This is a genomic window from Sneathiella sp., from assembly GCF_036960985.1.
Classification (GTDB): domain Bacteria; phylum Pseudomonadota; class Alphaproteobacteria; order Sneathiellales; family Sneathiellaceae; genus Sneathiella.
This window is the reverse complement of record NZ_JBALWD010000033.1, coordinates 23,765-47,051: the sequence shown is the minus strand read 5'-3', so window position 1 is coordinate 47,051 and position 23,287 is coordinate 23,765. Positions and strand designations below refer to the sequence as shown.

Here is a 23,287-nt window from a genome sequence, read left to right as displayed (position 1 = left end):
CTCACTGTTCCGCGATGAAGTTTCGCTACCAAAATGTGCGGCTCTCTCCAGAATAAGGACATCACGGCCCCGGACACTTAAAGACCGGGCAATGGCCAGGCCGATAACGCCTGCGCCGACGATTACATTTTCAACATCAAATGACATGTATTTTCGATAGCAGTTTTAATATGGATCACAAAGGCTTGATTTTGCAGGAACCCAAAAACCCTCTAAATTTTTTACATGAAATTTTTGAAATACATCTTGTTGTTACCACTGGTGTCCTTGATGCTGGCACCAGCCTCAGCGTGGGCGGATCCTGATTTCTGGGCTGGGCAATGGCCAAATACAAATTTCGACAAGACTGAAATCGACTATACGGAAATCCTCTCTGGTGGCGTTCCAAAAGATGGCATACCCGCCATTGACAGCCCTAAATTTTTGCCAGTGGCACAAGCCAGTCATCTGACCGCAACGGAACCTGTGATCGGCGTAATTGTCGACGGCGAAGCGAAAGCATATCCGTTGCAAGTGCTGATGTGGCACGAAATTGTCAATGATGAAATCGCGGGCATTCCCATTTCGGTGACTTTTTGTCCTTTATGTAATGCATCTTTGGTGTTTGATCGACGCATAGACCATCCGGAAAAAGGCGAAATGGTCCTGGATTTCGGAACGACGGGAAAACTCCGAAATTCTGATCTGGTAATGTATGATCGTCAAACGGAAAGCTGGTGGCAGCAGTTTTTAGGCCGTGCCATAGTTGGAGATTTAACCGGTTTAGAGCTCGAAATGATCCCGGTCAGAATCGAATCTTTCGCAAAATTTAAAGAAAGAGCACCGCAAGGCAGTGTTCTTATTCCAGAAGATGATGGTTTTCGGCGGTATGGAATGAACCCGTATCAGGGCTATGATAGTCTTGATTTTCCGTTCTTGTATGAGGGTGCCGTGCCCGACGAAGTCGCACCATTGTCGCGGGTTGTTGTTGCGGAAAATCAAGCCTGGGCGCTAGACTATTTACGGTCAGTGAAACGCCTAGAGACGCCAGATGGATTGATTGTTACTTGGGAAAAAGGGCAGAATTCAGCCCTTGATGCAGCGGTTATCGGGAAAGGTGTTGATATCGGAAATGTTACGGTACAGCGCAAGAAGGATGGCCGTTATGAAGACATATTATACAGCGTGGATTTTGCCTTCGCGCATTATGCTTTCCATCCTGAGACGCCAATAATAACCAAATAATTTTCTGGTAATTTCGTCTTTTAATCACTTCTTAAAATTCATCGGATTAAGGTGCTTGTCATGTTTCAATGGCTGGTTTACTTAATCAGGTGCGCTAATCATTGCGACAGAACTCAATCTTAGATAGTGAGGTTTGCGGGGAGCAAGAGAACGTGTCAAACGTGACAGTAACTGTGGAAAAATCTACACCAGAGGCTGATACTCAGCCGACGCGCGCGCATATTATCGTTGTCGGAAATGCAAAAGGTGGTTCTGGAAAATCGACAACTGCCATGCATGTAATCGTGTCGCTTCTGACTTTGGGGTTTAAAGTCGGCGCCGTTGATCTTGATGGCAAGCAAAAGACATTGGGCCGATATATTGAGAACCGACAGAGCTTCGTGACCAAGAACCAGCTTGATCTGCCGATGCCGTCTTTAAGGGTCATTGAACCAAGCCCGAAAAAGAATATGGATGAGGCTCAAAGCGATGAGCGGTCGCGTTTTGTCGCGGCTTTGCAAGAACTCGTCTATGAAAATAACTTCGTCGTTATAGATTGTCCGGGTGCCGACAGCTTTATCTCGAAGCTCGGACACTCCTTCGCAGATACGCTTCTGACGCCCATGAACGACAGTTTTATTGATCTGGATTTGCTGGCAAAAATTGACGAGACGACGATGGAAGTCCAACGCCCGAGCTGGTACAGCGAAATGGTTTGGGAACAGCGGAAGCGGCGGGCCCTTATCGACAACCACAAGATTGACTGGGTCGTTATGCGCAATCGCCTGTCTCACACAGATGCCCACAACAAACGGCATATCGAAAAAATTCTATCTAAATTGGCATCGCGGATTTCTTTCCGCTCTGCGGCGGGCTTTGGGGAACGGGTCATTTTCCGGGAACTTTTCTTGAAGGGCCTGACCATGCTCGACCTGAATAAAAAAGGCGTCGGCATCAGAATGTCCATGAGCCATGTGGCCGCGCGTCATGAATTGCGGCATTTGATAAAATCGCTACGGCTGCCGGGACTCGAAGAAAAAGTTGAAAACCTGTGAATTCCAAGCCAGTAGAAAATCTACACCCTGAAATTCTACAAACAGAGGAAGCTGCGCTTGCCTTGAGCAAGCTTGGTCACCCAATTCGTCTTCGCATTGTGCAGTATCTGGTGCAAGCAGGGGAGGAGGGGTTGGCCGTTGGTGAAATACAATCCTTGTTGGGCATTCCGGGATCAACCTTGTCCCATCATATCTCGCATTTGGTGGCCGGCGGCTTGATTACTCAAGAGCGACAAAGCCGAATTTTAAGATGCTTCATGAATTTCGACAAGATGAATGGCCTGGTGACACTGCTCACGGATAAATGCTGCGCTGGTGTCGATCTCACGCCATAGACCGGAAATTTTAGCTCATAATTCATTGTTTACAAATATAAATTTATTATTTCGATAAATATCGAAGTATAAACTTGAATAATTTCTCAATGTAGGTATTATTCTAATATAATTCGAATATACTGGAAATATCGATATGTCTCTTAATGAGCTTCTACCTGCATTGTCACAAACTCGGTCCCGTCTTTGGATCTTATTGACGGATAAAGTTATTCTTGCCTGTTTCGCGGTGATCCTGTTGCAGCTGATCATTGATCCGGTGAATGTGCCGGATAGTTTGGCTTTCCTCGGCGATGCACTCCTCTCAATGGCACCGTTTTTCTTGATAGCCGTCGGACTCGCGGCTTATTTCCAGGCTTCAGGAGCAGACGGCTATATTGCCAAGGCCTTTTCGGGATCACCGGTGACGGCCATATTTGCGGCCTCTCTGGTTGGCGCATTGTCGCCTTTTTGCTCTTGTGGTGTTATCCCCCTCGTTGCGTCGCTACTCGTCGCGGGAGTTCCGTTGGCCCCAGTTATGGCTTTCTGGATTGCCTCGCCGATAATGGATCCGGAAATATTTGTTCTGACATCCGTCGGCATCGGCGTTGGCTTCGCGAGCGGGAAAACAATTATCGCTATCGCTTTGGGACTTTTCGCCGGCTTTTCCATTTACCTGTTGCAGAAGCGGGGTGCAATTCAGAATCCCCTGCGAGCCGATATGCCCGGAGGGTGCCGCCCGACCTTGGACTTGAAAGGACCCGTGCAAGTCCATTGGAAAATATGGTCTGATGAAAACCGGCGCACTGTCTTCACTGAATCCGGTCTTTCCAACGGCTGGTTGATTGGTCGGTGGCTCGTTCTTGCCTTTCTTCTTGAAGCCATAATGGTGACCTATATCCCCACCACGTTCGTGGAGGATCTGGTCGGGCAGGAGAATCTCTTTGCCATTCCTCTGGCGGTACTGATTGGTATTCCCAGTTATTTGAATGGGTATGCCGCCATACCGCTCGTCAGCGGCTTGCTGGAGCTGGGCATGTCGCAAGGCGCGGCCATGGCCTTTATGACGGCCGGTGCGGTGTCTTCCATTCCGGCGGCGGTTGCGGTTTTCGGTCTGGTAAAACGGGAAGTATTCGGAATTTACCTTATGCTCGGTTTTGTCGGATCAATCGGAACCGGATTGTTGTGGCAATACGCCTCCCAGATCCTGTATTAATTTCTCTGAAATTGGCCGTTTTCTCAAATATATATGCGTGGAAAAGCAAATCACAATGGATTGAGAAGACGTGATAAATCAACTTACATATAGTTACAAACGGCTGATTTCTGGTATTTTTTTAGAATTTTTCTTCATAATTGATTCCAATTTTTAACTAAATAATATTTTAGATAAATGCCGTATATCGATTGTTAACCTTTCCTCTTTATATTAGTAAATGTAGCGATAGTTTCAGTGAGTCTCCATCAGGATAGGATCTGGAATGGTTTCGCGGAAAAGGAGGAGCGTATGTTAAACTTTGTTGAATATACTACCCATTCGGCACTTCGTAACGCCGGCATGCGCTCTGTCATTTCTTTTGGAATTGCACTGCTATTCTTCGCAGCCACGTTGGTTTCATTCCAAGTGACAGACGCATCCGCTCAAAGCGCATGTTTTGAGCGAACCGCACTCATGAAACATCTGAGTGGAAAATTTGAAGAAGCGCCGGTTGCTGCCGGCCTCGCGGCGAATGGCAGCGTGCTTGAACTGTTTTCAAGCCCCGACGGTGTTACTTGGACAATTGTGCTGACCCAGCCAAATGGCGCCACCTGTGTGATGGCCTCTGGGGAATCCTGGATGGGGATGAAGAAGCCGAAAAAAGGTAAAGTAAGTTAGTTTCATATACAGCGTTTTTTGAAGCGCGTTGCGTACCGTAAGGCTTCAAATGTGTATATGAGGAAAAGAGCCGGGCCTCTCTGAGGCTCGGCTTTTTATTTCTAGTATGACTAGATTTTGCCTCTCGATGGCGTTAAGCAGTAAACATTACTATTTACGTTTTTTTGGATTTTTCAGCATTTCTTCCTCAACTATAAAACGACGCAATATTGTTTCCGGCGCGATTGGCAATACCCTCGAATGGTATGATTTTGCAGTTTACGGCACAATGGCACCCATTATCGGCAAACTGTTTTTCCCCGATAATGATCCTTTCACGTCACTGCTGGCGGCCTTTGCTGTTTTTGCCATTGGTTATATCGCTCGACCTTTAGGCGGCATCTTACTTGGTCATATGGCCGATAAAATCGGTCGTAAGCCGGCGTTAATATTCTCTGTCGCTATGATGGGAATAGGGACCACCGCTATTGGTCTTTTGCCGACACACAGTGAAATTGGAACCTCTGCAGCCATTTTGCTTGTTTTGCTCCGGATACTTCAAGGTTTATCAGTTGGCGGTGAGTATCCTAGCTCCATCGTTTTCCTTGCGGAGCATTCGTCGGATGATAGACGTGCTTTTAACACCAGTTGGCCAATGTTTGGCAGCGTGCTCGGCTTTCTTCTTGGATCCTCTCTATGTTCTCTGTTTAGCAATATTTTGGGATCTGCTGAATTCCAGGAATGGGGATGGCGTCTTCCCTTTTTGTTTGGATCGGTTATCGCTATTTGCGCCATGCTATTCCGCCGCCATATGACGGAACCCAGCTATTTCTCGGACGCCAAGCCGTTGACCAATCTCCCGTTCATTGTTGCCTTCCGAGATCATTGGCGGGCGATCTTGCAGATCATCTGTTTGTCACTTGTGAACGCTGTCGGGTTTTATCTGCTTTGGGTCTACGCGATATCTTATCTAACCGAACAAATGCATGTGTCGACAACCGATGCTCTGGATATCAACACATTGAGCCTGATAATCATGCTTCCGATTATTACGTTCAGCGCGATACTGTCCGACCGAATTGGCCGAAAACCCTTATTGTATTTTGTTGCCATTGGCTCGTTGATTTTTGCCTGGCCGCTTTGGTGGATGATGCATCACCAGAGTTTCGCACTGATTTTGGCGGGACAGGTAGGCTTTTCTGTCCTTTTTGGCGTTGGGTATTCAGGGCTATCTGCGGTGATGGTTGAAATTCTACCGACTGCGGTCCGCTGCAGTGCCTCAGGTATCGGCTATAACCTTTGCCTCGGCATTTTTGGGGGTACAACACCTCTGGTCGCCACATATCTTGTAGAGCGCACTTCCGATGATTTTTCGCCTGTGTATTATCTTATGGTAGCTGCTGCTGTTTCGCTCGTTGTCACCTTCTTCATTAAGGAGACTGCCGGAAAGCCGCTACCTCAATAACGCGCGAAATCAAAAAGCTTTCTCGGGAGCGTTCCTTCGTTGGTCTGCATTTCACATTATCGTGCAAATTGTCGCATGATCTTGCCGCCGTAAAATTTATTGGGCTAGAATAGAATCCATCACCCGTCGGGCGGGATCTTTTTTTGTTCGACCTCATTTCTTCCAAAGGAGATAAAAATGCTGGATCGTTTTACGCGCATGATGTTCGTCCTGCTAACTATGGTATTGGCTTCGTTTCTGGCGATGCAAGCCCATGCCGAAGGGGATGGGCTGATTGTCAAACAGAGTGATTTTGGCGTGACCAAGACCCTTGACCGCCTCGGTATCGCACTAGAAAGAAAGGGCATCAAGGTTTTTGCGCGGATTGATCATGCGAAAGGGGCTGAAAGTGTTGGCTTGGAGCTACCGCCAACCTCTCTCATTATTTTTGGTAATCCAAAAATGGGAACTCCGTTGATGGCCTCCAATCCGGCCATTGGTTTGGATTTACCATTGAAAGCAATTGCCTGGAAAGACAGCGACGGCACGGTGAAGCTTGCCTATACAGATCCTTCCTGGCTCGCGAAACGGTATGGCATATCGGACCGTGACAAGGTCTTTAAAATGATGACCGGTGCATTAAATAAATTCACCGATATGGCGGTGACGCGCGGCGCGCTTCCAGCTCAATAAAAATCTTTCGGGGCGGTAATAATAAAAATAGGAGTATGTTATGGTTGCTTATGTCGCGGTCCATGTAAATGTTAAAAACTCGGATAAATTTGCTGAGTATGGTCAAGCTGCGGGACCGATCGTTGCGGCACATGGTGGTGTCTTTACTCATCGTGCGTTAGTTCATGAAATCCTTGCAGGTAATGGTCCCTACAACAGGTTCGCTGTGATTGAATTTCCTGACGTTGAGACGGCACGCAACTGGTATAACAGCCCGGAATATCAAGCATTGATACCGCTGCGAAACGAAGGGGCGGATGTTCTTTTCACACTCGCTGAACCACCCAGTTAAGGCGTTATACTAGAGTTGCAAGGGTGGTCTTTTACTTGGTTGGAAGCAGGAATATGGTGCGCGCTAGATCAGATTTTAAGCGATCTGGTGTGTACCATTTTTCCAATGCATTTTTACTCAGTAAATCAGGGTTTGTGGAAACGAAGCCGGCAAATTCATTGTGTTCAAATACTGCCATTCGTTCGGCAATAAGGCTCATAAAAGCGTAAGTGATCGTGGTATTGAACTTTTGCGGCGCCCCGGCTTTTTCTGCCAGCGTTCTGATGCCCTTTGCGTAGATTGAAACGGCGTCGATAAAGTCGTACTTGCAGAGTAAATCATGAGCGACACGCACATGATCTGCATGGTGAAACGCCGTGTTATCTATTTCATGTGCTTCGAATGATCGAGTCAGATCTGAATAATTTTGGGGCATCATCATGATTTTTTTTCCGTTAATTTGTGGCTGTCTTCGGCCTCGATTGTCAGCTCATAAACGTTCTTTAATTGTTCAATTTTTTTGCAGGTCTCCTCTGTGAAGGGGGGTTTGTTTTCGAAGCAATGCAACGCCATCCCTTCGACAAGGTCGCCGACAGTAATGTCTAGATGCTCGGCGAGGCCTTTGAGAACTTTCAGCAGTTTTTTTTCAATACGGATACCCGTTTGAACGCGCTCTATTGGGTTTTTCATTTTGTTATATTGGTACATAGATAACAAAATGTCAATCCTATGTCTAATTGACGCGTTGGTTTATTTCTATGCGGATCAGTGCTAGAGGTATAACTGCAGATACATCAATGCCGCTCAGAAGAACGGCAGCTTTAAAAAGGGAAATCAGATGATTGGTTACGTGACACTAGGAACCAACGATATCGATAAATCCACAGCATTTTATGATGAATTGTTGGGCGAGATCGAGGCGAAACGGATCATGACCGACGCGCATATCAGGTTGTGGAGTACGGCGCCGGCTACTGCGATGCTGGCGGTTATTAAACCGTATGATGGGGAAGTGGCGACCGCCGGCAACGGAACAATGGTCGCTCTATCCGTTGAGACTGCAGAGAATGTTGCGAAGCTGCATGCAAAAGCACTGGCTTTGGGCGGACAGGATGAAGGCGCGCCTGGGCCACGTGGAGAGGGTAAAATGATTTTCGGCTATTGCCGCGATCTGGAAGGAAATAAGCTCGCCTTTTATTGCAAAGCTTAAAGTATGTGGGGGAGGACCATGTCGCCTAAAATTATTATGCGGTGCATTGTCATGCTTGCAATGGCGAGCGGTATGGTTACTGCCAATCCTGTATTCGCAGATGTTACAGTCATCTATGAAACTCAGGGACAAAATCTGTTTCGGTTTCAGGTGCCCGACGACTGGGAAATCCGACCTGGGTTCGAAGTAGACCCGTCCGTTCTGAACGACGATAAAGATCCCGCTGCCCGGATTGTCTCACTGCTTCCGCAAGAGGAAAAACTGGCTATATGGACGGCTCTTTGGGCGCCAACAGGTGTCGTTCAATTATCAGATGCTAAAGAATATATTCAAAACGTCGCCCCAAGATTACTTTCAGATGTCCAGATCACGTATCGTGATGATCGGGTGATTAACGGTCGCAAAGGTCAGATTGCGAGTGGAACCGGCATGCGCAATGATCGAGAATTCGATTTTGCCGTGGTTGCCATTCAAATAAGTGAAAATCGTGTAGCTTTCGCGGCTTTTATCGGGGAGCCGGAGGCTTATGATCGCCACGAAAAAGCGCTCATTGGTGTTTTGAATTCTATTAAGGCGGAAGGAGGGCCTCAATGAGACGCTTACTTCTCGGATTCGTGGTTCTAATCCTGCCTGCTTGTACCTCCGGAGGTGTCTATTACGGCGGTGGATATCCCTATGACTATGGATTCAGATACGGTATTTATGACACGCATTATGATTATAATGTGGACGTAAACCGACCTGATCGTCCGGATCGCCCTAGACCGCCACCCGGAGCAAAGCCGCCCAATCGACCGACAACATTGCCTGGCAAAGCGCCCTCTCAGCGGCCGTCCTCTCGACCGCCACGTCGTATGCGCTAGTGTAAATAATGGAAAAGCTGCCCGGAACTAGAAGTCCGGGGCTGCGACGTTAGCTTTTTTCAGACATGCTTGTAACTGCACTTTCAGGCGGGCCAAACCGGCTTCATCAGAGGCTTCACACCGCGCCACAAGGACTGCTTGTGTGTTTGACGCCCGCAGGAGCCACCATCCATCTTCTGTGTTGACGCGGACGCCATCAATGTCAGAAAAATTGGCGTCAACTGCTTTAAGATCCGCTTGTACTCGTGTAACCACATCAAACTTTTCGTCATCAGGGCAGTCAAATCTGAGCTCAGGGGTATTGATCATTTCGGGAAGCTGGTCGCGCATTTTTTCGAGTGATGTCTCTGTTTCTCCAATAATGTTCAATAGTCGCAACGCCACATACAGAGCATCGTCAAACCCGTAATAATGATCGTTATAGAAAATATGTCCGCTCATCTCTCCTGCGAGCGGTGCTTTTACTTCCTGCATCTTCGATTTAATCAAGGAGTGCCCAGTTTTCCACATTATGGGCGTGCCGCCCAATTTTTCAACGGCGTCGAACAGAATCTGGCTTGCCTTCACGTCAGCGATGATTGCGGCCCCCGGCCTGGTGGCCAGAACTTCCTTGGCGAGGACGGCGAGCAGTTGATCTCCCCATAATATGCGCCCCAAACCATCAACAACACCGATACGATCACCATCGCCGTCAAAGGCAATCCCCAGATCGGCGTCAACACCTTTGACGGTGCGAATCAGGTCTTGCAGGTTTTCTTCGACTGTCGGGTCGGGATGGTGATTGGGAAAAGTGCCATCAATTTCTTCATACAGGAGTAGATGCCGGCCGGGCAATTCCGAAACGACCTTTCGAAGAACTTCACCGGTGGCACCGTTGCCGCAATCCCAGACGACGGAAAGATCTCGTCCCGGTTTGAAATCTTGCAGGAGGCGCTGGACATAACGGGACATCAACGGGCTATCGATTGATGAACCAGATCCTGTCGCAAATTCTCCCTTAGCGCAGAGGGCACCGAGCTCCTGTATCTGCGCGCCGTAAAATGATTTGCCATCCAGCATCATCTTGAACCCATTGTGGCTCGGCGGATTATGTGAACCCGTAATCATGATTCCGCCACCAGCATCGAGCTCATATGTTGCATAATACAACATCGGTGTAGGGCCCATACCGATATCAAAAACGTCAATTCCCGTTGAGATCAGACCTTTGATCAATGCTGTTTTCATGGGCGGGGAGGTTGATCGGCCATCATAGCCAACGGCTATATTGGTTCGCCCAATTTGTGTCAAAAATGTACCGAAAGCTCGACCGATAGCAGTGGCGTCTTCTTCGAAGAGCGTTTCGCCGACAATGCCACGTATGTCATATTCCCGTAGAATGCTGGGATTAAAGTTATGTGCAGTCATCTTCTCTTTGCTTTCACAGTTTAACTCAATTTACTTCGAGGGGCGGCCAATACTTTCGTAGGTAAAGCCGTGCCCTTTCATTTCCGTCGGATCATAGATATTTCGAAGGTCAATCATGACAGGCGTTTTCATCAAGGACTTTACTTTGTCCATGTTGAGGGCCCGAAATTCGTTCCACTCGGTAATAATAACGAGTGCATCGGCGCTTTCCAATGTCGTGTATGAATTTTCACAAAATTCCACGCCAGGTAAATGTTCTTTTGCTTCAACCATGCCCTCTGGATCATAAGCTTTTACGGTGGCACCCGCTGAGATTAATTCCGGAATAATATCAAGGCTTGGGCTTTCTCTCATGTCATCGGTATTGGGCTTGAACGTCAAACCGAGAACTGCGATCGTTAAACCGGAGACGGATCCGCCACATGTCTTGATCACGCGCTCAGCCATATCTTTCTTACGTTTCTCATTGATATTGATGACCGTTTCGACAATTCTGAGAGGCGCCCCAGCCGCAGCCGAAGTTTCAAAAAGAGCACGTGTATCTTTGGGAAAACAGGAACCACCGAAACCGGGTCCGGGATGCAAGAATTTTCCGCCGATGCGGCCATCAAGACCAATTCCTTTCGCCACGTCGTGAACATTCGCGCCGACTTGTTCACATAAGTCTGCTATTTCGTTGATAAAAGTGATTTTCATGGCGAGAAACGCGTTGCCGGCATATTTCGTCAGTTCAGCGCTTTCGCGGCTGGTAAAAACAAGTGGCGTTTGAAACAATGAAAGCGGCCGGTAAATTGCGGCCATTACATCTTTCGCTTGTTCGGTTGTTGCTCCAACGACGACACGATCGGGCCGCATAAAATCTTCGATCGCTGCGCCTTCTCGTAAAAATTCAGGATTGGAGACAACCTCGAACTGAGCATTTGGATTTGTTTCACGGATAATTTCGTCGACTTTGCCGCCTGTTCCTACAGGGACTGTTGATTTATTGACAACGACTGTATAACCGCTCAAATTTTCGGCGATGTCTTTTGCCGCAGCGTACACATAAGTTAAATCTGCTTGGCCATCACCGCGGCGACTGGGTGTTCCTACGGCAATAAATACGGCATCCGCTTTAGAAACGGCTTCTTTCAAGTTTGTATCAAACTTAAGGTGACCTGCTTTGACATTCTTGATGACAAGATCTTCTAATCCAGGTTCAAAAATTGGAACTTTTCCATTTTTCAATCCGTCGATTTTTTGAGCATCTGTATCAATACAAACCACGTCATGGCCAAATTCTGAAAAACAGGTGCCAGATACTAATCCGACATACCCGGTTCCAACTACGGCAATACGCATCGCTATTTCTCCAAATTTTTATTTAAGTATGTAATGTTGAGCTCTACGAAAAGTTATTGACGATATCGCGGACAGCCGATTTCATATCCGCCCGTTCAAGCGCAAAGGCAATATTTGCTTCTAAAAAGCCAATCTTATCGCCGCAATCGAAGCGTTTCCCCTCGAACTTCATTCCATAAAATGCGTCGCCACCGAGCAAGGAGGCGAGGGCATCTGTAAGTTGGATCTCATTGCCGGCGCCTCGCGCTTGGTTTTCCAAGAGGGCGAAGATTTTTGGTTCCAGAATATATCTTCCAATAACGGCCAAGTCTGAAGGTGCATCTTCTGGATCAGGCTTTTCAACGAGGCCTAACACGTCAACTAGAGAACCATTTACATTGCCCGGACTAACAATACCGTATCGTGATGTATGTTCATGGGGGACATCCATGACGGCCAGCATATTCCCACCCCCTGCTTTTTCGCGCGCCTCCGTCATTTGAGCGAGACAAGAGGTTTTTGAAAGAATGAGGTCGTCTGCCAGAATCACTGCGAATGGTTCGTCGCCAATCAAACGTTTTGCACACCAAACCGCATGGCCAAGACCTAGTGGTTCTTGTTGCCTTACATACGCGACACTCCCAGCTACGGGGATGCCATCAAGCAATTCTGCCAGAAGATCATGTTTACATCTCTCTGTAAGCACGGCTTCCAATTCGTGAGATCGATCGAAATGATCCTCAATTATTGTTTTTCCGCGACCAGTGACGAAAATAAATTCTTCGATCCCGGCATCTCTCGCTTCCTCAACTGCATATTGAATGAGGGGCTTGTCAACGACAGGTAACATTTCTTTTGGCATAGCCTTTGTTGCGGGTAGGAACCTTGTCCCCAAACCACCAACAGGGAAAACGGCTTTTCGCACTATTTTTGACATTGATTGTGCAGCTTTCTCAATTAGAAGAAAAATTGTGATATATTGGCCGTAAAATACAGGGAACTGCTTTAATTTGTCTTAATCAAGACATCTTTTGCTTCATTAATCTTCGCCGCCATATATTCAGACCCGTCATGGTCCGGATGAAATTTTTTCATCAATTGGCGATGAGCTTTCTTTATTTGAACTAAAGTCGCCTCATCGGTCAACTCAAGAATATCCAAGGCCTCACGCCTAGTCATTGGCCCAGAGCTTGATTGTGCCCTGGTTTTTTGCTCTTTTGTCTGCTCTCCGCCTGTCGCATCTGCCTCTTCGGCCTGCGCATGATAGCGATCCAGAAAGCTATTCAGAATGGCAATTGTTTGTGGATCTTCGAGGGCTTCTTCTTGAAATTCCATAAGTTGATTAAGTGTGAGGGTTGATAACATATGCGATTCAAACTTGCCTTTTAAAATTTGGCCATCCATCTCGCCGCTGTCGTGATTCAAAGTGGCTTTTATCCAACTTGTTTCCACATCGGATTGCTGGCCAGCAGACGGGGCGTTGCCGCCACCGAAAAAGGGCTTATTTCGGAGAAAAAACAAAGCGGCGATAATAAAGGGCGGGGCATAGGCAAAACGTCCCGTTAGAATAAAGAAGCCGGCTAACAAAGCGCAAATGACCGTCGCTGCGATCCGTAAGGCTTTTACCAGTTTTTTTGGATCGGCATTGGCCATACTGTTCCCGCCAATAAGCAGGGCTACAAATACTGACAGTCCAATAATAAAATAAGCTAACATTTCAGTAGTTTACTTTATTTGTTTCAACAACAATAGGGTCTCGCCACCAGTTTTTTGACTGAAATCACTTAACGCTTTTCGTCCGCCGGCGGCATAGGCGGCGACTGCGCGTAACAAATCTCTGAGCGCCGCAGCGCTGGCGGAATCAAAGCGGCAATAAGCTCCTCCTGAAAGCTTTGCCATTTGTCTGAAACATTGTTCAGCCAGTCTGTCATACCCTTCCTGAAAGACGAATAGTGGTACTTTAAGCATGCCGAGCTGACCGGATAGATGGCAGAGGCGATCGGCATCTTCTTCCATGCAGTCACCAATATAAACAACAGCATTTACCGGGTTTTTTTTGGTTTGTTTTAGCGTATGTTTCAAAACCTTTTCGATTTGCGTATGACCGCCCAGGCAAAAGACTTTTGACATCGGTTTCGCCAACGCGCGACTGTCATGGGTCCAGGCAGTCGCTTTAAACTCTCCAAATCCTCTGAAAAAAGCGATTTGCAGTTCCAGCCCGCCGGCCGAAGCGGCTTCGTCGAACATTTCTCGTTGCAGGTGACTGGCATGATCCCATGTAGGTTGGCGGCTGGCAGTTGCGTCAATGGCGAAAATCAACCGACCGCTTTTGCCCGGAGTTGTCCTGACTGGCGTTCCCGCGACTTTAGCGAGGAATTCGGCAATATCGTCGTTGTCTGATTTTTCGTCGGCTTTCTCTACATTTTTTGCCACGTTGTGAATCTTCCCCAGTAATCCCAATGTCTGAATGCTACTTTCTTTACATAGGGTTGCCATGTAAAACTTGCAAATAAGAGCGGATAGAGCTTGCTCTCAATGAAGCGGTCTGACCAGAATAAAAAAATGTACTAAAGAATTCAACTAAAGGATATTTCAATGGCTTCGGACGATCATTTTGAGGGATTGAAAGGGATCCCATTTTGGTGGGAAGCGGCGGCCCCTGAAAATATACCCTTTTCAAATCCGGGCACACGGTATGATGTTGCGGTTATTGGCGGTGGCTACACGGGATTGTCCGCTGCGTTGACGTTGGCAAAGGCCGGTCACTCTGTCGTCATATTGGAATCCGAGAAACCGGGCTTTGGTGCCAGCAGCCGGAACGGCGGCATGATTGGAAATCTGTTGAAGCCCGGGTTAAATGGCCTCATTGGCATGTATGGTCAGGAAAAAGGAATTGCCGTTTATAAAGAAGCTCTGGCCTCAGTGGCGTTTATCAAACAACGTATTTCTGAAGAAGATATCGAGTGCGATCTGACCATGAACGGCCGGTTTTATCCGGCGGTCCAACGATCACATTTAGCGTCAATGACGCAGGATTTCGAAGCCCGTCAGAAACACCTAAATGTACCGGAAGAGATGGTTGGTCCTGCTGACTACGCTGAGGATGTGGATAGTGCGATTTATAAGGGCGGTCTTCGTCAACACCATACCGGCGGATTGCATCCGGCGAAGTACGCAAGCGGTTTGGCGAACGCTGCGATCCGCGCTGGCGCAACGCTAATGGTACCGGTGCGCGCAGAGAAAATTTCGCGCACGAGCGACGGATTTACTCTCAAAACATCCGGACCAGAAATTAAGAGCCGGCAGCTTTTGATCGCAACGAACGGTTATAGTGGCGCGCTTTTTCCCTTTGTCCAGCGACGTGTCATAGCCATTGGCAGCACGATGATCGCGACTGAGGAACTCTCAGAAAATCTGGTGACGAGCCTGTTTCCGACGAAACGCATGATCACGGATACTCGCAAAATGTTGAGTTACTATCGACCATCCCCCGATGGAAAGCGTATCCTGTTGGGCGGCCGCCCGACGGTTTTTCAGGCCTCTCCCTTACAGCAGGCTAAGGCACTAAAACGGCGTCTTACGTCCATTTTCCCGCAACTTAAGACATCCGCTGTCTCACATGTCTGGTCTGGAAAGGTGGCGTATGGTTTTAATGCGTTGCCAACTATCGGTCAGCATGACGGCATTTACTTCGCGATGGGATATTGCGGATCAGGCGTTGCCATGTCCGGTTATTTGGGGCACAAAGCCGCTCTGCAGATACTGGATCATCCGGATGGGGAAACTGCGTTTGATGATTTACCGTTTGAAGATCGTATCTATTACAATGGCACACCCTGGTTTCTGCCGCCGGCGATGATCGGTTATAAAATCAGAGATTATTTCGGATATTGATGTCTCTTAAGTATTTTTTCTCACGCCCTAGCCACGGGGAAGTCTGGCGCCTTGCCTGGCCCATAATCTTGTCGAATTCATCGGTTCCTTTATTGGGGGCCGTTGATACGGCTGTTGTCGGGCATCTTCCGGACGCACATTATATAGGGGCCGTCGCGATTGGTGCCATGATGTTTAGTTTCCTATATTGGGGATTTGGCTTTCTGCGCATGGGAACCACTGGTTTTGTCGCCCAGGCTGCTGGCCAGAAAGATCCTGATGAAATACGGGCCGTTATGGGACGGGCACTCCTGTTATCCCTGATAATTTCTGTCTTTGTACTCGCGCTTCAGAGTGTTGTTCTTTGGTCCGCCCTGAATTTGATTGATAGCTCAGCGGCCGTGGAGAAGGGTGCCTCCGACTATTTTTCCATCCGGGTTTGGGGGGCGCCTGCCGTCCTTGCCAATTATGCACTAATGGGATTTTTTATCGGCACTAAAAACACGCGGGCAGCTTTGATGATCCAGATTTTCATGAACGGGATGAATATCGTGCTGGATCTGTTTTTTGTCCTGGGTCTGGGCTGGGATGTGGCTGGTGTCGCGACCGCGACCCTTATTTCAGAAGTTAGTGCCTGCCTGTTCGGGGGTTACCTCGTGCGGCGGCATTTGCTCAAGCTCGGCGGCATATGGTACCGCTCAAGCCTGTTCGCGGGCAGCAAGCTTACGCAATTGCTGAGGGTCAATTTCGACATTTTCATTCGCTCAATTTTGCTTATCTTTGCTTTCGCTTACTTCACAGCACAAGCCGCATCAAAAGGTGATACCACCTTGGCGGCCGTCGCCGTGTTGATGAACTTTATGCATATTATGGCTTATGGCCTGGATGGATTTGCCTTTGCAACAGAAGGGATGGTGGGCTCTGCCTTGGGCGCGAAGAAACCGGAACTGCTGCGTGAAATTGTATTGGTCAGTAGTTTCTGGGCGCTGATCGTTGCGACAATATACACCCTTATTTACGCCTTGTTTGGTCCGTCATTGATCAATCTTCTGACCAGCATTCCCGAAGTTCGTGAACAGGCTAACAATTTTTTGCCTTGGATGATGGTCGCGCCACTCATTTCCATTTGGTCTTATCAACTCGATGGCATTTTTATTGGCGCTGTGCAATCCAAGGAAATGCGAAACGGAATGATCATCTCTTTTGTTCTTTATATGATTGGTATGCAGGTTTTTGATAATATTTGGGGAGCGAACGGTCTTTGGGCTGCGTTGATGCTGTTTATGGCCGCACGCGGTGTTACTTTGGCACTTGTTTACCCACGAGTTGAGCGGCGGGCGACGGCGTAAGGGGCTAGTTTCTCTTCTTGCGCAAAATGATCCGGTCGAAGGTTGAAAATGCTATTGGTACAAGGGCGATAATCAGCGAAATTCGGATAGCATGCATGATGGAGACAAAGGCCACGTCGATCCCCATGGCGAGGGCGACCAGAGACATTTCGGCCAACCCACCCGGACTTAGTGCGAGGATTACGCCGGCGACACTGACCCCAATAGTTTCTGCGAATATCAGAGCGAAAACTGACGCAATTAAAATCATGATCATGGTCGAGACAAAGCTCAGGCCAAGGACATGGCGGATCTCAGTAAAATTGGTGCCGAGAAACCGGGCACCGATGGCAGTACCAATGACCAGTTGTGCCATATAAACCAGTATCATTGGGGGTGCCACATCGGTTACACCGAGAATTTGAAACGCCGCCGTCACGAGCAACGGTCCCATCAGGTGATAGGCAGGCAGGCGGCAAATCCGTCCTATACCATACCCAAGGAGAGCGGCGACAATCAACAAGCCATCGCCGACCAGATCCTTGACTGATCCTAACAACGGGATGACGTTTTCGGTATTTGTAAAGCCGATACCATAGCGAAAGTACAACGGCACTGTCATGACGAGGATCAAAATTCGGGAGGCGTGAATAAGAGCGATTACCGGGCCATTTCCGCCTTTGGCCTCCCCCATTTCATACATGACGTTGAAGCCACCGGGGGCGGCCGCAAAGTAAGCCGTTACCGGATCAAATTTTCCGAATTTTCGGTAAAATAAATACACCACGGTCATGGTGAGAATAACACTGGCAAACAATAGTAACAGGCCGCCGCTCCACTGTGCCAGAGCGTCCAGCGTCTCGGTTGTAAAGCCACTGCCTAACATCACACCTAAAACGGCTGTCATGACCTTGCGCAATGGATCGTTGACTTTAACATCAACGCCGCGGAGTGCGGCAATGGTCGCGAAGGTCATGGATCCCAGCATCCAGGCAAGAGGGAGGTTGGCCGCGAAAAATATGCCCCCGCCGAGGGCGCCGATAAAAAGAGCTATAACGGTTCTATTCATGCTCGATCTTTCAATCCAGCTGCGGTGCGCAGGGAAAAAGCACAGTAATACCGGAATGAATGAAGGGTTCCGTATTTTGACTAATCAAGCCCGTTCGTTTCATGCGAGTTGAGGCATCATCAATATTCTGCATAATGAAATCTTGGAGATTGATCTCAGGAGCAAGCCGGCGCCGGATCTCTTCCTGCATGGTATTTTGATCAAGTTTTAACAGCTGCGTATTTTCGGTCGGTATTCCTTCCAATAAAACAGGGCTACCGTGTAACAAAAGGCTGCCGCGCAGACTTATATAAGCATGAAGACGATCGATCGAACCGGTTACTTGGCATTCGAGATCAGTCCCTTTGAGATGCGCGAAATGATAATTCATACCGATTGCTTCAGTCTCATGCATCCGCAGCAGTTCGGTTTCTGTAAGCCAGGTTATATGTACATAGCTCACAATTCCCGGAACGCTACAAAGCGCGGCGGCAAGGGACCCATAAGACGAAAAATGCGCAGAATAGGTGCACGCAATGTCCCGCATTTTCGCGGCAGTGACGGGAATATTGATGTCACTGCCGGCGCCGTATTTTCGACGAAGTTGTTCTGGTGCCCCGTTGGATCCACAAGCGAGGACCGGGTGACGACCTGCCAAATTGATATCGTCCGGTAATTCCTTGGCGACCCCTCCTGAAAACAGATACGAGGTAGCGGGCCTATCATAGGGATAACCAAGGGCACGTTTAATTTTTGCGGTTTGCATTTTCAAAAGGATACAGGCTTAACCGACCAGATGCATACCGCCATCAAGGATGATGATTTCGCCGGTGATCATGCTGGCACCGTCGATGAACCAGGCCGCGGTTTCGGCGATGTCTTCAGGTGTACAGACTTTGCCAAGCGGGACTTTTTTTACCAGGCTCTGTTTGTACGCTTCATATTTGTCTTCGCCATACCCTTGCAGCAACCAGCGGGTTTCGATAAATCCAGGGCAAATTGAGTTGACCCGAATTTCGGGCCCCAATGTTCTTGCCAATGCTTTGGTCATGGAGTTCAAGGCACCCTTTGACGCGACGTAGGCAATACAGGATCCGATGCCGTGGGTTCCGGCGACCGAGGAAATCATCACGATGGAGCCGCTGCCGGTTTGCTTCATATAAGGTGCAACGGCACGTGACATTTGATACGGGCCAATGGTATTTACTGCGTAAATATCCTGAAAATCTTCAGCGGAAAGGCCGTCCAGATCATCGTGAGCAACGAACTTTGTCCGACCCGCATTATTGACCAATCCATCGAGGCGACCCCATTTCTCCATGGTTTCCGTGGCCATGCGACGGCAATCTTCATCTTTGGAGACATCGGCCTGACACAAGAAGGTCTCGACGCCATGGCTTTCGCAAAGAGCAACCGTTTCTTCTGCTTCTTTCAGGCTTCGTGTATAATTGACGGTTACGTTGTAGCCTTTTTCAGCGAGGCCGACGGCAATACCCGCGCCAGCGCCGGTGGCTGACCCTGTGACAATGGCAACTTTATTCGATGAACTCATGATTTTTCCATTTTTTATTGCTTCAATTCAAGCGCCCAGACTAGCCATGAAAGCCGTTAAGGTAAAATGGAAAAGAACGCAGATCTCTAAATTATGGAAATGAAAGAGAGGGCGATAATGATTATGCGAGTCTTAAAGATCGCAAACCGATCTTGGCAACCGCGATGCCAACAATCATGGCGCCAACAAAAATAAAAACTTTCTCGTTACCGTAAGCGAGAGCGCTAAGGGCCGGGCCTGGACAAAAGCCACCAAGAGCCCAACCGATGCCGAATATGCCGGCGCCTGCGAGAAGCGGGGTATCTATATCCTGCTTTGTCGGCAGGACAAGTTTGCCGCCAAAAATTGGCGTCGGACGGTTGAGCAGAAAGCGGAAACTGATGATTGTCACCAGCACACCACCTGCCATGACAAAGATCAGGCTGGGATCCCAGTTTCCAGAGATATCAAGAAACCCGATAATCTTACTGGGATTGACCATGCCGGATAGGGCCAGGCCAAATCCGAACAAGACGCCACTAAAAAGGCTAATTACGCTGAGCATCCTATCCTCCCACAATCAAGCGCATAATAAATACGGTAAGGGCCGCGACGACGACAAAAGTGACGGTTGCGATGATTGAGCGGACAGATAACCGTCCAATACCGCAAATACCATGGCCGCTGGTGCAACCAGCCCCGACATAGGTTCCGATACCGACCAGCAGTCCCGCAATAATCAGGAGCGCAGTATGGGTCGTTTCGCTCAACTCATAGGGATTGATATTCATCGCCGACATATCGCCGCCCAAAGCGGGATAGAGGCCGGCCCCAATAATCAAACCGACAATAAACAGGATCCGCCAAAGGTTGTCTTTGCTGTCGAAAGGGATCAGTCCCGCCAAAATTCCGCTGATCCCGGCCATCCGGCCAGCCATTAACAGAAGCGTGGCGGAAATGCCGATGAGGAGGCCGCCGGCCAATGAAGCATAAGGCGTGAAATTGTCCATTTATTTGAAATCCACGCAATATAAGGCGTAAAGAACCGAAATGATCATTGTCGCTTCTTCTCCTTTCAAGGAGTAGTAAACAGTTCGACCGTCGCGCCGGGTTTTGACCAAGCCATCTTTGCGCAGAAGGGACAGTTGCTGGGAAACGGAAGACGGTCGCATTTCCAGTGCCCCGGCCAGTTCGTTAACGGAGCATTCCGTTTCATTCATCTGGCACAACAATAAGAGGCGTGTCTCGCTGGAGAGGGATTTCATCAGAGCGCAGGCATTTGCTGCAGCAGTTTTCATATCCCGTATTGCAAATTCTTTTACCTTCATATATCTGTATCTATGTATATATAGAGATATAGTCAAGAACAAATAATCATGCTTAGATATTCTGAACGAGAAGAAGTCAGTGCAAGGAGACAAGAATGAACCCCGAGGTGAAGGCCTTTTTCCATGAGCCCACATTTACTGTCAGCTATGTGGCTTTTGATCCCGTCAGCAAACGGGCCGTTATCATCGACAGCGTCCTCGATTTCGATATTAAATCTGGCCGCACGGCGACCACAGCGGCAGATGACATTATTAAATTCGTCAATGAGGCAGGACTCACTGTCGACTGGATTTTGGAAACCCATGTGCATGCGGATCATTTGACCGCGGCGCCATATCTGCAGCAGAAGCTGGGAGGTGTGATCGGAATAGGGCAGGCCGTCGGTGTCGTGCAATCCGAGTTTAAAAAGATTTTTAATTTTGGCCCCGAGATGGATACCGATGGATCACAATTTCAACGGCTGTTTCAGGACGATGAAAAAATTCCGGTGGGTGGCCTGACCTTGGAAATTCTCGCGACACCGGGACATACGCCAGCTTGCATTGTCTATAAGATCGGGAATGCCGTCTTTGTTGGCGATACAATGTTTATGCCTGACTATGGCTCCGCACGATGTGATTTTCCGGGGGGAGATGCCCGCGTTTTATATCATTCGATTCAGCGGATATTGTCGTTGCCACCGGAAACCAGATTATTCATGTGCCACGACTATGCGCCTGGCGGGCGGGCTTATGCCTGGGAAACGTCCGTGGCGGAACAACGTAAAGATAATATTCATTTACATGACGGCGTGAGTGAAGAGGAATTCGTTGCCCTGCGAGAGGGACGGGATGCAAATCTGGAAATGCCGGCTTTGATTATTCCCTCCGTTCAAGTGAATATGCTCGCGGGTAAATTTCCGCAAGCCGAAGAGAACGGTGTATCGTATTTAAAAATGCCGGTTGATTTGCTTTAAGAATTGCAGATTAAGACTGGCTTTTCTCAGCGATGTAAGCCGGTAGTTCGAGGCTCGGAGAGACAACAAAACAGGAAAAGCGCCGTTCAGATAGGCTATCACAGGCGGCTCGAGCCTCTATTTCATTGAAGCCGATCATCTGAGCCCGGTAGAAGGGCTTCCCATTTGAAATGGCTCTCTCAATATTGACCCGGCGGCCATCCAAATGTCCATTGGCTTGGGCGGCTGCTTTCGAAAGTTGGTCGCGGGCTGTTGTAACGCGGCTATAGGCGCCGATCTGGATCGCCCATTTCTCTTCAATAATCGTTAGTTCGTCGGTGGCGGCCGTAATCGTTGTGACCGACTTCGAGGAAGCACTGCCGCCTTTGACAACTTTGATGCCACTCACTTTTGCCGGTTTTTTCACCAAAGCTGGTTCAGGTGCCGATGTGATGACTTCCGCGACCTGGATAGGTTTAGCCTTCGGTTTTGATTTCGATTGCGGATTTGAATGCGGCGAGCCCAAGGCGATCAGTGCAGGTTTATATGCCGGCAACGGGACGCTGGAAGGGCTGGCTTTTTCAATCATTGCGAAGCTGCGATCTAACAAGGTGGCCATATGCTTATCGCGGCTCTTGGCGGTACGGCCTCCAAAAATCACGCCGACAAGCCGGTGGTTGCCGCGTTTGGCGGAGGCAACGAGATTGAACCCAGAGGCCCGGATATACCCAGTTTTGATGCCGTCTGCCCCTTTGTATTTTTTGAGTAGGTTATTATGGTTCTTGTAATTTCGGCCTTTGTAATTGAATTTTTCCATCGCCATGAAATGATAATATTGCGGAAATTCATGGATAAGTGCCGCACCGAGAAGCGCCATATCGCGGGCCGTGCTCTTTTGCCGGCGATTTGGCAGGCCGCTGGCATTTCGAAAACTCGTTCGTCGCATGCCAAGGCGTTTGGCTGTCGCCGTCATTTTTAAAGCAAAGGCTTGCTCTGTTTTGGCCATGCCTTCAGCTAGAACTGTTGCCGCGTCATTTGCTGATTTGGTAATCAGGGCAAAAACTGCGTCCCGGACAGTTATTGTTCCGCCTTTTTTTAGTCTAAGCTTTGTTGGTGCCTGGCCCGCTGCTCGTGCTGATACACTGAGCCTTTGGTCGAGCCGCAAACGGCCCCGGTTCAAAGCATCAAATGTCATATAAAGTGTCATAATTTTCGTTAGTGACGCGGGATACAATTTTGTATCGGCATTTCGGGAATACAAGATCTCGCCGGTGCGGCTGTCCATGACAAGGGCCGCATATCGCGCATAACTTGTGGTCGGCTGAAAGCTGAGCATAAAGGCCAGAACGAAGAGAAAAAACGGAACCATAAACCGAGCATCAAAAACTCGATTGCGGATACCGCTATAACAACGCCCTCTAAATAATTGGCCGGTAATATGTTTTTTAAAGATGCTCAAAATGAATCCGGTTCGTCAAAAATTACTGTTACGGTTACACGCCGATATCACTTAACGGCGCCGAGTGTAGAAAATACTGCGAATCATGTCTATCAAAATTCCGATTAATTA

General features: G+C 48.4%; 29 protein-coding genes. 14 read left to right on the top strand and 15 right to left on the bottom strand.

Translation table 11 applies throughout. The annotated features are described in order from the left end of the window. A partial coding sequence (locus tag V7723_RS19840; RefSeq protein WP_443024245.1) for an FAD-dependent oxidoreductase occupies window positions 1-147 on the bottom strand: 147 nt, incomplete at its 3' end. Between the two features lie 78 nt (window positions 148-225). On the opposite strand from V7723_RS19840, the gene V7723_RS16250 reads away from it, so the two are divergent. From V7723_RS16250 to V7723_RS16215, 8 genes are all read left to right on the top strand, one after another. Further along, window positions 226-1,224: a DUF3179 domain-containing protein gene (locus V7723_RS16250; RefSeq protein ID WP_443024243.1), complete on the top strand. Its 999-nt coding sequence runs from the start codon at window positions 226-228 to the stop codon at window positions 1,222-1,224. Between the two features lie 152 nt (window positions 1,225-1,376). Continuing rightward, window positions 1,377-2,258 (top strand): division plane positioning ATPase MipZ, encoded by an 882-nt coding sequence (locus tag V7723_RS16245; protein WP_335685541.1) that lies wholly within the window; start codon window positions 1,377-1,379, stop codon window positions 2,256-2,258. Further along, window positions 2,255-2,593, top strand: coding sequence for an ArsR/SmtB family transcription factor (locus V7723_RS16240; RefSeq protein ID WP_335685540.1), 339 nt, complete (start codon window positions 2,255-2,257; stop codon window positions 2,591-2,593). Before V7723_RS16245 ends, V7723_RS16240 begins: the two co-directional genes overlap by 4 nt. Before the next feature lie 136 nt (window positions 2,594-2,729). Continuing rightward, window positions 2,730-3,788, top strand: a complete 1,059-nt coding sequence (locus V7723_RS16235; protein WP_335685539.1) for a permease — start codon at window positions 2,730-2,732, stop codon at window positions 3,786-3,788. Between the two features lie 291 nt (window positions 3,789-4,079). Continuing rightward, window positions 4,080-4,448 (top strand): hypothetical protein, encoded by a 369-nt coding sequence (locus V7723_RS16230; RefSeq protein WP_335685538.1) that lies wholly within the window; start codon window positions 4,080-4,082, stop codon window positions 4,446-4,448. 106 nt (window positions 4,449-4,554) lie between these two features. Continuing rightward, complete coding sequence (locus V7723_RS16225) at window positions 4,555-5,892, top strand: MFS transporter (protein ID WP_335685537.1); 1,338 nt, start codon at window positions 4,555-4,557, stop codon at window positions 5,890-5,892. A 177-nt stretch (window positions 5,893-6,069) separates the two neighbouring features. Then, window positions 6,070-6,564: a DUF302 domain-containing protein gene (locus tag V7723_RS16220; protein WP_335685536.1), complete on the top strand. Its 495-nt coding sequence runs from the start codon at window positions 6,070-6,072 to the stop codon at window positions 6,562-6,564. Between the two features lie 40 nt (window positions 6,565-6,604). Further along, a complete protein-coding gene (locus V7723_RS16215) occupies window positions 6,605-6,895 on the top strand; it encodes a DUF1330 domain-containing protein (RefSeq protein ID WP_335685535.1) in 291 nt (96 codons plus the stop codon). Between the two features lie 31 nt (window positions 6,896-6,926). Here V7723_RS16215 and V7723_RS16210 read toward each other — a convergent pair whose 3' ends face one another. After that, window positions 6,927-7,316, bottom strand: coding sequence for a hypothetical protein (locus V7723_RS16210; protein WP_335685534.1), 390 nt, complete (start codon window positions 7,314-7,316; stop codon window positions 6,927-6,929). Further along, on the bottom strand, window positions 7,313-7,564 hold the full coding sequence (locus V7723_RS16205; protein ID WP_335685533.1) for a hypothetical protein: 252 nt from the start codon (window positions 7,562-7,564) through the stop codon (window positions 7,313-7,315). Before V7723_RS16205 ends, V7723_RS16210 begins: the two co-directional genes overlap by 4 nt. 148 nt (window positions 7,565-7,712) lie before the next feature. Between V7723_RS16205 and V7723_RS16200 the strand changes: the two genes are divergently transcribed. The 3 genes from V7723_RS16200 to V7723_RS16190 are packed head-to-tail and all read left to right on the top strand — an operon-like array spanning window position 7,713 to window position 8,947. Beyond that, window positions 7,713-8,084: a VOC family protein gene (locus tag V7723_RS16200; protein WP_335685532.1), complete on the top strand. Its 372-nt coding sequence runs from the start codon at window positions 7,713-7,715 to the stop codon at window positions 8,082-8,084. Between the two features lie 18 nt (window positions 8,085-8,102). Then, entirely contained in the window at window positions 8,103-8,678 is a 576-nt protein-coding gene (locus tag V7723_RS16195; protein ID WP_335685531.1) for a hypothetical protein, read from the top strand. Continuing rightward, complete coding sequence (locus V7723_RS16190) at window positions 8,675-8,947, top strand: hypothetical protein (RefSeq protein WP_335685530.1); 273 nt, start codon at window positions 8,675-8,677, stop codon at window positions 8,945-8,947. The genes V7723_RS16195 and V7723_RS16190 overlap by 4 nt, the downstream gene beginning before the upstream one ends. Window positions 8,948-8,974: 27 nt before the next feature. Here V7723_RS16190 and pgmG read toward each other — a convergent pair whose 3' ends face one another. The 5 genes from pgmG to V7723_RS16165 all read right to left on the bottom strand — a co-directional run bounded on the left by pgmG (window position 8,975) and on the right by V7723_RS16165 (window position 14,107). Continuing rightward, on the bottom strand, window positions 8,975-10,354 hold the full coding sequence (gene pgmG, locus V7723_RS16185; protein WP_335685529.1) for a phosphoglucomutase/phosphomannomutase PgmG: 1,380 nt from the start codon (window positions 10,352-10,354) through the stop codon (window positions 8,975-8,977). 30 nt (window positions 10,355-10,384) lie between these two features. Continuing rightward, a complete protein-coding gene (locus V7723_RS16180) occupies window positions 10,385-11,695 on the bottom strand; it encodes a UDP-glucose dehydrogenase family protein (RefSeq protein WP_335685528.1) in 1,311 nt (436 codons plus the stop codon). A 43-nt stretch (window positions 11,696-11,738) separates the two neighbouring features. Continuing rightward, on the bottom strand, window positions 11,739-12,611 hold the full coding sequence (galU, locus tag V7723_RS16175) for a UTP--glucose-1-phosphate uridylyltransferase GalU (protein ID WP_335685527.1): 873 nt from the start codon (window positions 12,609-12,611) through the stop codon (window positions 11,739-11,741). Between the two features lie 68 nt (window positions 12,612-12,679). Beyond that, complete coding sequence (locus tag V7723_RS16170; protein WP_335685526.1) at window positions 12,680-13,390, bottom strand: DnaJ domain-containing protein; 711 nt, start codon at window positions 13,388-13,390, stop codon at window positions 12,680-12,682. Window positions 13,391-13,399: 9 nt separating this feature from the next. Then, complete coding sequence (locus tag V7723_RS16165; protein ID WP_335685525.1) at window positions 13,400-14,107, bottom strand: hypothetical protein; 708 nt, start codon at window positions 14,105-14,107, stop codon at window positions 13,400-13,402. A 162-nt stretch (window positions 14,108-14,269) separates the two neighbouring features. Here V7723_RS16165 and V7723_RS16160 point away from each other — a divergent pair, with 162 nt between their 5' ends. Further along, window positions 14,270-15,568, top strand: coding sequence for an NAD(P)/FAD-dependent oxidoreductase (locus tag V7723_RS16160; RefSeq protein WP_335685524.1), 1,299 nt, complete (start codon window positions 14,270-14,272; stop codon window positions 15,566-15,568). Further along, window positions 15,568-16,896, top strand: coding sequence for an MATE family efflux transporter (locus V7723_RS16155; RefSeq protein ID WP_335685523.1), 1,329 nt, complete (start codon window positions 15,568-15,570; stop codon window positions 16,894-16,896). The genes V7723_RS16160 and V7723_RS16155 overlap by 1 nt, the downstream gene beginning before the upstream one ends. Window positions 16,897-16,900: 4 nt before the next feature. Here the strand turns inward: V7723_RS16155 and V7723_RS16150 are convergent, their stop codons facing one another. The 6 genes from V7723_RS16150 to V7723_RS16125 all read right to left on the bottom strand — a co-directional run bounded on the left by V7723_RS16150 (window position 16,901) and on the right by V7723_RS16125 (window position 20,782). Beyond that, window positions 16,901-17,944, bottom strand: a complete 1,044-nt coding sequence (locus V7723_RS16150; RefSeq protein WP_335685522.1) for an AbrB family transcriptional regulator — start codon at window positions 17,942-17,944, stop codon at window positions 16,901-16,903. 10 nt (window positions 17,945-17,954) lie between these two features. Next, on the bottom strand, window positions 17,955-18,689 hold the full coding sequence (locus tag V7723_RS16145) for a hypothetical protein (RefSeq protein WP_335685521.1): 735 nt from the start codon (window positions 18,687-18,689) through the stop codon (window positions 17,955-17,957). A gap of 18 nt (window positions 18,690-18,707) precedes the next feature. Beyond that, window positions 18,708-19,475, bottom strand: coding sequence for an SDR family NAD(P)-dependent oxidoreductase (locus V7723_RS16140; protein ID WP_335685520.1), 768 nt, complete (start codon window positions 19,473-19,475; stop codon window positions 18,708-18,710). A gap of 121 nt (window positions 19,476-19,596) precedes the next feature. Beyond that, window positions 19,597-20,019, bottom strand: coding sequence for a DUF6691 family protein (locus V7723_RS16135; RefSeq protein WP_335685519.1), 423 nt, complete (start codon window positions 20,017-20,019; stop codon window positions 19,597-19,599). A gap of 1 nt (window position 20,020) precedes the next feature. Next, the gene (locus V7723_RS16130) at window positions 20,021-20,464 is read right to left on the bottom strand and encodes a YeeE/YedE family protein (RefSeq protein ID WP_335685518.1); all 444 of its coding nucleotides are present in this window, start codon (window positions 20,462-20,464) and stop codon (window positions 20,021-20,023) included. Next, window positions 20,465-20,782, bottom strand: a complete 318-nt coding sequence (locus tag V7723_RS16125) for an ArsR/SmtB family transcription factor (RefSeq protein ID WP_335685517.1) — start codon at window positions 20,780-20,782, stop codon at window positions 20,465-20,467. 95 nt (window positions 20,783-20,877) lie between these two features. On the opposite strand from V7723_RS16125, the gene V7723_RS16120 reads away from it, so the two are divergent. Further along, window positions 20,878-21,738, top strand: coding sequence for an MBL fold metallo-hydrolase (locus V7723_RS16120; RefSeq protein WP_335685516.1), 861 nt, complete (start codon window positions 20,878-20,880; stop codon window positions 21,736-21,738). Between the two features lie 10 nt (window positions 21,739-21,748). On the opposite strand, the gene V7723_RS16115 is transcribed toward V7723_RS16120, so the two are convergent. After that, on the bottom strand, window positions 21,749-23,176 hold the full coding sequence (locus V7723_RS16115) for a D-alanyl-D-alanine carboxypeptidase (RefSeq protein WP_335685515.1): 1,428 nt from the start codon (window positions 23,174-23,176) through the stop codon (window positions 21,749-21,751). Between the last annotated feature and the right edge of the window lie 111 nt (window positions 23,177-23,287).